Annotated in this window: 10 protein-coding genes, 2 tRNA genes and 2 pseudogenes; 10 read left to right on the forward strand and 4 right to left on the reverse strand. The window is 71.4% G+C overall.

Annotation, left to right across the window (positions count from 1 at the left end):
• Window positions 1-34 precede the first annotated feature (34 nt).
• On the reverse strand, window positions 35-724 hold the full coding sequence (locus F6X68_RS34715) for a hypothetical protein (RefSeq protein WP_305069286.1): 690 nt from the start codon (window positions 722-724) through the stop codon (window positions 35-37).
• A gap of 70 nt (window positions 725-794) precedes the next feature.
• On the opposite strand from F6X68_RS34715, the gene F6X68_RS33420 reads away from it, so the two are divergent.
• The 3 genes from F6X68_RS33420 (at window position 795) to F6X68_RS08830 (ending at window position 1959) form a co-directional block, all read left to right on the forward strand.
• Window positions 795-1172 (forward strand): hypothetical protein, encoded by a 378-nt coding sequence (locus tag F6X68_RS33420; RefSeq protein WP_192581330.1) that lies wholly within the window; start codon window positions 795-797, stop codon window positions 1170-1172.
• Window positions 1173-1759: 587 nt separating this feature from the next.
• Window positions 1760-1850 (forward strand) — tRNA-Ser (locus tag F6X68_RS08825).
• A 36-nt stretch (window positions 1851-1886) separates the two neighbouring features.
• Window positions 1887-1959: transfer RNA gene (locus tag F6X68_RS08830), tRNA-Arg, on the forward strand.
• 330 nt (window positions 1960-2289) lie between these two features.
• Here the strand turns inward: F6X68_RS08830 and F6X68_RS08835 are convergent.
• Window positions 2290-3543, reverse strand: a complete 1254-nt coding sequence (locus F6X68_RS08835; protein WP_151453790.1) for a S8 family peptidase — start codon at window positions 3541-3543, stop codon at window positions 2290-2292.
• A 561-nt stretch (window positions 3544-4104) separates the two neighbouring features.
• Here F6X68_RS08835 and F6X68_RS08840 point away from each other — a divergent pair.
• The 3 genes from F6X68_RS08840 to F6X68_RS08845 are packed head-to-tail and all read left to right on the forward strand — an operon-like array spanning window position 4105 to window position 6949.
• Window positions 4105-5343, forward strand: a complete 1239-nt coding sequence (locus F6X68_RS08840; RefSeq protein ID WP_192581331.1) for a YcaO-like family protein — start codon at window positions 4105-4107, stop codon at window positions 5341-5343.
• Window positions 5344-5351: 8 nt separating this feature from the next.
• Complete coding sequence (locus tag F6X68_RS33425; protein WP_192581332.1) at window positions 5352-5699, forward strand: hypothetical protein; 348 nt, start codon at window positions 5352-5354, stop codon at window positions 5697-5699.
• 8 nt (window positions 5700-5707) lie between these two features.
• Window positions 5708-6949, forward strand: coding sequence for an MFS transporter (locus F6X68_RS08845; protein ID WP_192581333.1), 1242 nt, complete (start codon window positions 5708-5710; stop codon window positions 6947-6949).
• A gap of 24 nt (window positions 6950-6973) precedes the next feature.
• On the opposite strand, the gene F6X68_RS08850 is transcribed toward F6X68_RS08845, so the two are convergent.
• Complete coding sequence (locus F6X68_RS08850) at window positions 6974-8128, reverse strand: MFS transporter (protein ID WP_151453799.1); 1155 nt, start codon at window positions 8126-8128, stop codon at window positions 6974-6976.
• Between the two features lie 342 nt (window positions 8129-8470).
• Here F6X68_RS08850 and F6X68_RS33430 point away from each other — a divergent pair, with 342 nt between their 5' ends.
• Window positions 8471-8644: a hypothetical protein gene (locus tag F6X68_RS33430; protein ID WP_192581334.1), complete on the forward strand. Its 174-nt coding sequence runs from the start codon at window positions 8471-8473 to the stop codon at window positions 8642-8644.
• A gap of 131 nt (window positions 8645-8775) precedes the next feature.
• On the opposite strand, the gene F6X68_RS08855 is transcribed toward F6X68_RS33430, so the two are convergent.
• Window positions 8776-9123, reverse strand: coding sequence for a hypothetical protein (locus F6X68_RS08855; RefSeq protein ID WP_151453793.1), 348 nt, complete (start codon window positions 9121-9123; stop codon window positions 8776-8778).
• A gap of 180 nt (window positions 9124-9303) precedes the next feature.
• Between F6X68_RS08855 and F6X68_RS08860 the strand changes: the two genes are divergently transcribed.
• The 3 genes and pseudogenes from F6X68_RS08860 to F6X68_RS34100 all read left to right on the forward strand — a co-directional run.
• Window positions 9304-9879, forward strand: coding sequence for an NADPH-dependent F420 reductase (locus F6X68_RS08860; protein ID WP_151453794.1), 576 nt, complete (start codon window positions 9304-9306; stop codon window positions 9877-9879).
• A gap of 99 nt (window positions 9880-9978) precedes the next feature.
• Window positions 9979-10269 (forward strand): annotated as a pseudogene (locus F6X68_RS08865) (decarboxylase); the annotation flags it as partial.
• 418 nt (window positions 10270-10687) lie between these two features.
• Window positions 10688-11248, forward strand: a pseudogene (locus F6X68_RS34100) (pectate lyase); the annotation flags it as partial.

The raw sequence follows: 11248 nt of genomic DNA on the forward strand, positions 1-11248 counted from the left end.
GCGTTCCGCTCGGCCGAGCGCCGGCCGCCGGCGATCAGCGGGGCGTGGGCCGCCGGTAGGCGGTGATCGCGCGGGCGGCGAGCCGCTCGGCCGCCGCCGCGTCCCCGGCCGCGGCCACGAGGACCGCCGCGCCGGGCAGCAGCCGGGACGCCACCCGCAGCGCCAGCCAGCCGCCCGCCTGGGCGGCCAACGGCGCCGCCAGCCGCCACGCCGCCTCGGCCGCCCGGGGCCAGCCCGCCTCGTCGGGCGCGTCCGCCGCCCGGGCCGCCGCCAGCGCCGCCTGCGCGCTCTCCGCGTCCGGGTGCACGCGGGTCAGCACCAGCAACTCCACCGCCCGGTCCGGATGCGCCGGGTCCCGGCCGTACGCCGCAGCCAGGTGCAGCACCAGGTTGGCCTGCGCCCACAGCACGGCCGCCAGCTCGGCCACCGGCGCGAAGAGCCCCGCCAGCGCGGCGGTCGCCCCGCCCACCCCGGCCTGCCGGACGAACCGCCGGGTCGCGAGCCGCGCCAAGCCGTCCGCTCCCGCATCGGGGTACGCGTCGCGCAGCCGCTGCGCCCAGTCGCGGGCACGCGGCCCGAACGCCTCGACGGCGGCCAGGGCCAGCAACTCCGGCGCGAACGCGGGATGCTCCAGCACCCGCGCGGCGGCCAGCCGAAGGACCGTTTCCGGCGTACGCCCCGGCGGGGTCCCCGCCGCCCCGTCGCCGGCATGCCGCTCGACCACCTGCGGGGGCGCGGCGGTCGGGGCCTCGACGGGGGCCTGGACCGGAGCCTCGGCAGCGACCGTCGCCGGGGTGAGCGTCGCCGGGACGGCCTTCTTCGCGGGCGTCGTCTTCCGGGCAGGCTCGGCCCTCGCGGCCGGTGTGGCCTTCTTCGCGGGTGTCGCCCTCTTCGCGGGCGCGGCCTTCCGGGCGGCTGTGGTCTTCCGAGCGGGTGCGCCCTTCGTTGCCGCCGGGGGCGCCGCGCCTTCCGCCGTTCCCGGCTCCGCGGCCTCCGCCAGCGTCGTCGCGTCGACCTGGTCTGCCGCCTCCTTTGCTGTGGGCGGTCGCGTTGGCGCGGCCTTGTTCGCGACCGCCCTCTTCCCGGGCGCCTTGCGCACTGGGGCGGCGTTACCGCCAGAGGTCTGCGTGCCGGAGCCGGGCGTGCCCGCAGCGGTGGCGGACCCCGGCTGATTGCCGGCAGCGGTGGGCACGCCGCCGCCGGTGTGCGCGACGTCACTCCTGCCGGTCTCGTCCGCCTGGCCGAGCCGCTCCCGTGGTGCCTTTTCGGCAGCGCGGCCGGCTTGGCCGGGCTGCTTTCGTGGTGCCTGTTCGGCCGTGCGGTCGGCTTGGCCGGGCTGCTTTTGCGGTGCCTGTTCGGCCGTGCGGTCGGCCTGGCGGGGCAGCGGCGGATCGGCCGAGGGCGGTTGGAAGAGCACCGCAGGCGCCGGCTTCGCCCGCCGAGGGCGCTTCCCGGGATCCTCCGGCCCGGCCGGCTCCGGCGGCGCGGGGGGCGGACTGAAGGTCGCCTTCGGGGAGCGTCGGCGCGCTCCCTCAGCAGGCTCTCGGCGGGTCGGCTCGCGCGGCGGCTGCTCCTGCATATCGATGGAGCGTAGTCCTGATCACGCCCGTGCACAGCAGGGAAAGCCGAGGCCGGGGCGAGTCCGGGCCTGGTTCGGGACAGCCCGTTGCGTGGGCGGAGGGGCGTACCGGGGAAGTCGCTTTGCTCCTGATGGGTGCGGCCCTGTATCCTCGGGCGCGGTGGTCTGCAGGGCCACCAGGGAGACTTCGCCTAGTCTGGTCTATGGCGCCGCACTGCTAATGCGGTTGGGGTCTTAAAGCCCCTCCCGGGTTCGAATCCCGGAGTCTCCGCGCGAAAGCCGGGTGTGTAGACTGGCCAAGCACCGAGCGCCCGTAGCTCAACGGATAGAGCATCTGACTACGGATCAGAAGGTTAGGGGTTCGAGTCCCTTCGGGCGCACTTCACGATCAAGGCCGTGACCAGCGGAAACGCCGGTCACGGCCTTGATCGATTCTGCGGGTTGGGGCGGAGCGTCCCAGGAGTTGGATCTGGTGCTCCCTTGTCGCCGCGCTGTCCGGCGGGGGTCTCGTGCCGATCGGTGTTGGCCAGTGCGTTTGCCTGTCGGCTGGCCTGGATCATGGTCGGGGCGCCGGTGCCTCAGGGGGAACCGATATCCACTGTGGCCCAGCGTTGTGGATCCTGTGTGCCGAGGTGGAGGCCCCGGATGTCAGTCGCGGTCGACCTGGGCTGGCGCAGGGGGGCGAGCGGGGGTCGGGACGCAGGGCCCGGTCAGAGCGTCGGGGACAGGTACAGGAGACGGTTGGGCGAGCCGGCCCCCGGGTTGATCACGACCGGGCTGGCGACGCTGAACAGGTAGCTGGCCACCTGGGCCGGTGTCCAGGTCGGGTTGTTGCTGAGCACCCGAGCGGCGACGCCGGCGACGAGCGGCGCGGCGTGTGACGTGCCGCTGATCGTCTGGGTCGCGGTGGTCGAGTTCCACCAGGCCGACGTGATGCGATCGCCGGGAGCGAAGATGTCCAGGCAGGGACCGAAGTTCGACCAGCTTGCCCGGTTGTCGTTCGTCAACGTCGCGCCTACGGTCAGCGCGGCCGGCACCGACGCGGGTGAGACGGTGCAGGCGCTCACGTTCGAGTTGCCGGCCGGAACCGTTACCGTGATGCCGTCGGCGACCGCGTTCGTCACTGCGGTGTTGAGCGCGACGGTGGGGCTGGTCAGCACGCCGATGTTCGCCACAGCCGGCTGCCCGGCGAGGTGGTTGGCGATCATCCAGTTGATCCCGTTGATCAACATTGACAGCGTGCTCGGCAGGGCGCAGTCGAACACCTTGACCGCGACCGGCACAACGTTCTTGGCCGCCCCGTAGGTCGTCCCGCCGACGGTGCCGGCGACGTGGGTGCCGTGCCCGCTGCAGTCGTTGGCCGGGAGCGTGCCGTCGACGGCGTCGTAGCCGTACACCGCCTGGCCGCCGAAGTCGGCATGGCCGATCTGGATCCCGCTGTCCACGATGTACGCCCGGACGCCGGTCCCGACACTGGTGAAGTTGTAGGTGCCACTGAGTCCCAGCGGTGCGTCGATCCGGTCGAGGTTCCACGGCGCGTTCGTCTGGGTGGTGGCCAAGCTGGTCAGGCGGTCCTGCTCCACGACCGCTACCGCCGGGTCGGCGGCCAGCCGGCGGGCCACCAGCTCGGAGGTCCGCACGGAGAAGCCGTTCAGCGCGTCGCGCCAGACCTGGTCCGGGCGGAAGCCGTACCGGTCGGCGAGGCGGGACACGCCAGCCTGCCGATCGCCGACCGTGCCGCCGCTGTCCTTGAGGGTGACCACATAGCTGCCGGGCACGGCGGTGGCGTTGCCGGTGCCGAGGATCTCGCCGGTCGTCGTCCCGGACGGCGCCTCGGTGGCGGGTGCCGCAGTGGCCGGTCCGGCAGCCACGGTCAGGAGCAGGACCGTGGTGGCGAGCGTGGCCATGGCGGCCGTTCCGGCTCGACGCTCGCGGGCGAAGATCGTGTCGCGGTGGAGCCTCATCTCCCAGCCTCCCTTTGTTCCGGCCATTCCGGCGGGCGTACGACGCGCCGATTGAATGGTCCGAATGGTTTGCTGGATCGTACAGTCGATTTACGGCCGCATTCCATCGTGGAATCCATGAATCCAATTTATGGAAGTCTTTTTCGGCGGGGAGTGAGAAGAGTCCTGGCTCGATGTATCAGGGCTGCTTCCGGGGCCTCGGCTGCTGCTGCCTGCGAGGCCGCAGGCGGCCTCGTCCTGGGCGCGGCCACGCCAGAAGCAACGCGCGAGGACTGACGGCTGCACAGCCATCCGTACAGCCAAGCGGCCGACATACGTGGGTGATGGGCGACGGCCACCGACGAGCCGAGCAGGTCAGGGGTTAGGGGTTCGAGTTCCTTCGGGCGCCCAGGCTCACGAGGGGCCGAGCTGCGGAAACGCGGCTCGGCCCCCTTCCCTGTCCCGGCGGCGACCTCAGAACGCGGTACGTCCGCGTAACCCCCGATTCCGCTGCCAGCCGTTGACATCGAAGCATTTCGTTGACACAGTCCGGGCCGATGGATGGTCCCGGGGGAGGCTGCGGTGTCGTTCCGATCCGTGCCCGCCGAGTGCGCCCTCGCGACGGCCTCAGCGGAGATCGCCCGGCTCGGCCTCACGGCGCGGGCGGCGGTCCTCGGCCCGGCCGCGTCGCCGATCATGCGCGTCACGCTGTTCCGGGACGGAGCACAGGTCGCCATCGGTGTGGGAAAGGGAGCTGGTCCCCAGGGCGAGGCGAGCGCGTACTTCGAGGCCCTGGAGCGCTATCTCATGTCGGCCCGGGACAACCGCCGATGGACCGCGGACGCCACCAGGCTGGTGCCGGCGAGCGTCGTGGCCGGGCAGTCCGCCCTGGAGCCCGACCTGGTCGTGCAGCGGTGGGCGGCGGAGTTTCCGGACTCCGTCGCGGCGTGTGCCTCCTACGGCGGGGTCCGTTATCCCACGTTCCTCACCGATCCGCGCTACTACCGGTGGCCGGTGGCGGGTGACGACGTCCGGCCGTACCGCAGTCTGCTGCGGTACTCGTCCAGCCTGGGCACCGCCGCAGGCGTCGACCTGGCAGAGGCCGTCTACCACGGCCTCTGCGAGCTGATCGAACACGACGGGCTCGGTCAGGCGCTTCTGCGCTGGTACGTCGCCGGAGTCCCGGACGTCGACCTCGTACCCGTCGGCGAACTGCCGGACGGATTGCGTTCGCTGCACGCGGATGCCGTACGGGCGGCCGGCGCACCCGTACACCTGCTCGACATCACGACGGACCTGGACGTGCCGGTGTACGTGGCGGTCAGCCCGGCGGCCAGCGGCGGGCCGACCCGGCTCGGGGCCGGCGCGTCGCTCTGGGCCTCCGACGCCGCGTCGCGTGCCCTCGGCGAGCTGATCCAGGTCTGTGCGCTCTCCGCATCCACCGCCGACTCGCCCGCGGTCCAGCGTCTGGCGGCCTGGCCGGCACTGCAACGGTGTGCCCTGATGCCACTCGACGAGCTGCTCTCCGGCCCCGTGCGGGCGGCGCCGCTACGCGCGGACATGGCCGGCGACGGCAGCCCGGGTTGGGGGCTGGAGCACGTCGGGCGGGCTCTGGCCCGACACGGCATCGGCTACCACGTGTGCGAGGTCGCGCCAGTCGGCTCACCGATCGCGGTGGCCACCACGATCGCCCCAGGGCTGGAGCGCTTCAGCCTGGTGCGGCACGGGGTGCCCGTCATCCCGACCGGGCGGGGGTGGCACCTGTGGCCGTCGCCGGATAGGGCGACGGTCACCCGACCAGATCCAGTTCGAACGAGATGAGGGACAACATGTCTGCTGGCGGCTCCTGCTTCCGCACCGGTGACGAGGACGGTGAGCTGATGGCTCGTCATTCTTCCCCGGGCGGCGGCACTCTGTGCTTCCACCCCGCCGACGAGAACGGTGAGCTGAAGGCTCGTCAGTCTCCCCCGGGCGGCACCCTGTGCTTCCACCCCGCTGACAAGGGCGACGAGCCGGTGGCCCGTAACGTCTGGCCCGGCGGTGGTGGCGGCGCCGCGTGCTTCCACCCGGGCGACGGGGACGGTGCGCCGACGGCTCGCCTCGCCGACGATCTGGCGGCGGACCTGCACCTCGCGCTGACCGGCATCGACGATCGGCAACTCGCCCTGCTGGGCTGACGCAGGCCGTGACACAGCGCACCGAGGCAGCCGGCGTCGAAGGACGCCGGCTGTTCCACCGTGACTTCTCCTTCTGGTACGTCGCCCGATCGATCTCGGTCGCCGGGACCGCTGCCAGCGCCGTCGCCCTGCCGCTGCTGGTCTACCGTACGAGCGCCTCCCCGACGCTGACGGCGGCGGTGGTCGGCCTCGAAGCCCTGCCGTACCTGTTGTTCGGGCTCTTCGCCGGCGCCGCCGCGGACCGCCTGCCGCGCAAGCGCATGATGATCACCGCCGACGTGTGCTGCGCTCTCCTGCTCGCCACCGTGCCGGTCGCCGCGCTGTTCGATGCGCTGCCCTCCTGGTACCTGCTCATCGTGGCGTTCGGCGTGGGCTGCGCCTTCTGCTGGTTCGACGCGGCAGCCTGGGGCACCTTCGTACGCATCGTCGGCAAGCCAGCGCTCACCCGGGCGAACAGCCTCATCTGGTCCACCGAGATCGTGCTGGAGATCGCCGCACCCGCCGCCGCCGGGCTCCTGGCCGCGATCGCCGACCCCACCCTGGTGCTGGCCGTCGACGCCGCCACCTATCTGGTGTCCGCCGCGCTGCTCGCCCAGATCCGGACCGGGTTGGAATCGGGGCCGACGGTGGCCCGCAGGCTGAGGGCCGAGATCGCCGAAGGAGTGCAACACCTCTGGCGAACGCCGGTCCTGCGTACGCTGACCGCCGCGGGCTTCGGCCTCAACGTCGCCGCCGGCGGCGTGCTGGGTCTGCTCGTCGTCCACGCCGACCAGGCTCTCGGCCTGCGCCCGGAGGACCAGCGCCTCGGCCTGCTCTACGCCGCCGCCGCGGTCGGCTCGCTGATCGCCGCCGTCCTTCTGCCCCGAGCCAGCCGGTGGGCCGGCCAGGGAACGGTGTCCATCGTGGGGCTCGTCATCTTCGTCGCGGCCCTCATCGGCCTGGCCGGCACCTCGGCGTTCACCCTGGCGCTGGCCGGATGGGCGATCTGGGCCGTGGCGCGCCTGACCGTGAACGCGAACGGCATCACCGTGCGCCAACTGCTCACCCCCGATGCGTTGCAGGGCCGCGTCAACACCACCGGGCGCATGCTGGCCTGGGGCGGCACTCCGTTCGGCGCCCTGATCGGCGGGCTGGCCGGGGACACCTACGGGGTCCGGGTCGCGTACCTGATGCTGGCTGTGCCCGTCGTGCTCAGCCTCGCCCTGGTCGTCGCCTCACCGGTGCGTGGCCTGCGCATCGCGGTCGACTAGCCCGGTACCCCGCGCGTCCACCGGTCACCGCGTGGCCAACCTCGTCAGGACGCCCACGAGCGTGACCAGGGCGATGACCTGCGTGATGGCCACCGCAGTCGTCAGACTTGCCGGCGAGAATTCGTACAGGAACCCGGCTGCGGCACCGCCGGCCAGCGCCCCCGCGCCCTGTACTGCGGCGAACACCCCGTACGCGGTCGCTCTGCGTTCCCGTGGCACGAGATCGGCGACCAGTGCCTTGACGGTGGAGTCCTGCACACCCACGGCGGCACCCCACAGCAGGACCCCGGCCGCTGCCAGCGGCAGCCCACCGCCGAACAGCAGGGCGGGCACGGCGGCGATCAGCGCCGGGAGCGCGATCAGCACCCGTGGGCCGATCCGGTCGTAGAGAGCGCCGGTGAGGAGGGCGGCAATCGCGCCGGCGGCCATCGCCGCCGCGTACATCAGCGGCACCGTCGCGGTCGCGACGACGCCCGCGCGGACGAGGTGGAAGCCGATCAGCCCGAAGGTCACCAGGCCGGCTGTGCACAGCGCCATCGCCGCCGCGAACCAGTGGAACATCGCCGGCAACGGCGTCCGCCGTACCGCCCGGGTGGCGGGCGGATCGGATGACGCCGAGGGGGTGCCGTCGGCCGGTGCGTTGCTCGCGGCCGGCACGTCGGTACGCGCCCGAACGGCGAGCAGCAACAGCATCGCGACGATGCCTGGCAGGGCAAGGACGGCCAGCGCCGGCCAGAGGGTCCCCGCGGCCATCGCGACGACCGCGGCGACGAGCAGCGGGCCGGCGAAAGCGCCGACCTGGTCGAGTGCCTTGTGGACGCCCAGCCCTCGACCCAACCCGACGCGGCTGGCGGCGTCGGCCAACAGCGCCGACTTGGCCGGACTGCGGACCGCCTTGCCCAACCGTTCGGCGAGGATCAACACGGCGGCGACGGCCAGGCCAGCGCCGCCCAACAGCGGCGTGAAGGCGAGCAGCGGTACGCAGACCGCGGTCAGGCCGTACCCGAAAAGGGTCAACGACCAGTACCGGCGGGTCCGGTCCGCAAGCGGCCCGGACACCAGCCGCAGCAGCAGTGCCGCCGCCTCACCGGCGCCGGTGACCAGCCCGACGACGACAGCGGACGCGCCCAGTGAGGCCAGCAGCGGCCCGTACACCGAGCGGGCGCCTTCGTACACCATGTCGGCGGCCAGGCTCACCACGCCGAACCCGACGACGACCCGCCACGCCGACCCGTCGCCTGCGGCCACACCTGTCCGGGACCGCAGTGGGCTGCGGATCAGCGTCCGCTTGCCTGCGGCGCCACCAGCGACATCCACTCCAGCCGCGTCATCCCCACGATCCACGTCCGAACGCACGTCGGCATTATCCGCAGCGGCTGGCGGCAGGAAGCAGGGCAGGTCTCGGGTGGCCGCCCCGGAGCCTCTCGTCGTAGGCCGTCGTTGGCCGGTGCGGCCCTGTGCCGCGTACGCCCGATGAGCGGTCGACGGGCGGTGACGGCCGTCGCGACCGATACTTGGTCGATGACCAACCCTGATCTCGACCCGGAGCTGTATCCACCGCTCGATCCTCGGGAGCCCGTGCCCGACGACGCGGCGCAACTACTTCCCGATACGCCCGACGAGCTGCCGGAAGCACCCGCCGAACCGCTTCCGGACGACGGTGACCAGTCCGGCGGGGTCCGCGAACCGGCCTGATCGGCCGCGCGGGCCGGAGGCCACCGGGACGCGGGAGAAGTGCCCGTCCACCGCTTCGGCCTGATGCCGCTCCGAACGACGGACGCGGATCGGCGACGGTGACGGTGGCGCGTGGCGAGCCGCGTACGGCACTACATCCAGATGTACTCCTCAGCAATGGCCCCGTCCCGCCACTTTGCCACCGTCACCATCCGGCCGCCGTCTTCGAACTCGCCCACCACGCAGGTCCACTCCCCCGATCCGAAACCGATGGGGTGCGACTTGATCTGCGGTGGCTCGCCACCGTTCTGCTGGGTGAACGCCACCATCGCGTCGATGTGCTCCTGGACGCCCCGGGTCTGCGGTTGTCCTTTCATGTCCACCAGCACGTCGTCAGTGTGATGGTGGGCGAAAACGCCGTTCCAGTCCGCCGAATTCCAACCCTTGAAGTCGAGATCGTCCATTCCCTTCAGGTTGCGGGTGACTTGGTCGTCGGTCATGACACGACCCCCTCCACGAGTGGCGATAACGTCTTCAGGCGAGGCTACAGCGATCCACGGAAAGCGTCGTCGGATCGCCAATTCGCCGCGTCACGTGCGAGGGCCGTGGGAGGATGGCGACGCGATGCGCTGCGGGCGCAGCTTCTTTCTGAATCACCGACCATTTGTTGAGGAAGCTTCATGGCGCACATCTCGATCATCGGTGCCGGCAACATGGGACAGGCCATCACCGCCGCTCTCACCAGGGACGACAACGTGGTCGATCTGCTCGGCAAGGAGGATGCCGACAAGCCGGTCGACGGCGACATCGTCGTGCTCGCGGTGCCCTACCCAGCCGTGGATCAGGTGCTGGCCCAGCGCCCCGGCCAATTCGACAACAAGATCGTCGTCGACATCACCAACCCGCTGAACTTCGAAACCTTCGACTCCCTGACCGTCCCTGCCGACTCCTCGGCGGCCGAGGAGATCGCCGCCAAGCTGCCGAACTCCCGACTGCTCAAGGCATTCAACACCACGTTCGCCGGTACCCTCGCCGAGGGAACCGTCGGCCCGCTGACCACCACGGTTCTGATCGCCGGTGACGACGCAGACGCCAAGGCGACCCTCGCTGGCGTGGTCACCGCCAGTGGCCTGAAGGCGATCGACGCCGGCTCGCTCAAGCGCGCTCGGGAGATGGAGGCTCTCGGCTTCCTGCAGATAGGCCTGGCGTCAAATGAGAAGGTCCCCTGGTCCGGCGGATTCGGTATCGTCGACTGACCCACAATTCACGAACGTCAATTGTTTGTCTGTCCTTCGCGGACATTTGGCTGCTCGGTGTCTGCTCGTCCGACGAGCGATCCCTACCCCGTCGCGTCCGCCGAGGCGTCCCTGGCCGCGCTGCGTCTCGACACCGCGATCCTCGGCTGTTGCGGCCTGACCGCCGACGGGCTGACCGCCTACGACCTCGCCGACGCCGCCATGAAACGGGCGATCATCGCCTCGGCCCATCGCGTCATCGTGGTCGCCGACCCCGCCAAGTTCGCACGTACGGCCCTGGCGTTCGTGGCGCCCATATCCGCGATCAGCATGGTCGTCACCACCGACGACGTGGCCGAGGACGACGCGAACGCACTCGTTGCCGCCGGCACGATCGTCCACCAGGCGTGACCGTCATGCCCGACGTCATCCTGTTCGATCTGTTCGGCGTCATCGCCTGCCACCGCCGCCGAACGCCTCGGCCTGCACACGCACCAGTTCACCGAGCCTGCCGCGACGGCCCAGGCGATCAGCCGGGCGCAACCAGGGTGGCCGAGGTTCGACGCCAGGCTCTAGCAGGCCAGACGATGCTGGGCTGGTGCGCGGTTCGATCCACGTTCTTGATGTAGGGGCCGCCAGCGTCCGGCGTTGCCGTATGCAACAAACCTGCACGTCTCCGCACTTGCCTCGCGGGCAAGCGCTTTCCTAGCCTGTGTTTCATCGATGTTTCGATCCCTGGCCGGGCTGAGGGTACGGACACGAAGCCGCATGCGGTGTCGGGCTGTGCAGGCAGTGCCCCGCACCGTGCTCACTCCTGAGGAGTCCAACAGTGCGAACCACAGTGCGACACAAGCTTCTTGCCGGCGGCACCGCCGTGGCTGCCGCAGCCGCGCTCGCCGCGGCGCTGCCGATGACCCAGGCGTCGGGTGCGACTGGCGGCCCCAGTCCCGCATCGGTCGGCGCCAACGCGACCAACCTCAGCCTCGGAGCCGGCTCCGACGGCTCCAGCAAGGCCAGCGGCACCAGCTACGGCAACGTGCTCGACGGCAGCATGAGCACCTACTGGTCACCTGCCGGCTCGACCGGCCGCGTCTCGATCAAGTGGGGCACCGCCACCACGGTGGCCTCGATCAACATCCGGGAGGCGGCCGGCGCCGTCGGGGTCATCGGCTCCTGGCGGGTCGTCAACAACGACACCGGCGCCACCCTGGCCAGCGGCAACGGGGCCGGGGTCATCAACTTCGCCGCCACGTCGCTGCGCAAGATCAATTTTGAGATCACCGGTGCGACCGGTACGCCGAGGATCGCCGAGTTCGAGACGTACGCCTCGGGCGGGACCACCCCGCCGCCGACGACTCCGCCGCCGACCACGCCGCCGCCGACGAGCCCG

This window comes from Micromonospora sp. AMSO12t (assembly GCF_008806585.1).
GTDB lineage: Bacteria > Actinomycetota > Actinomycetes > Mycobacteriales > Micromonosporaceae > Micromonospora > Micromonospora reichwaldensis.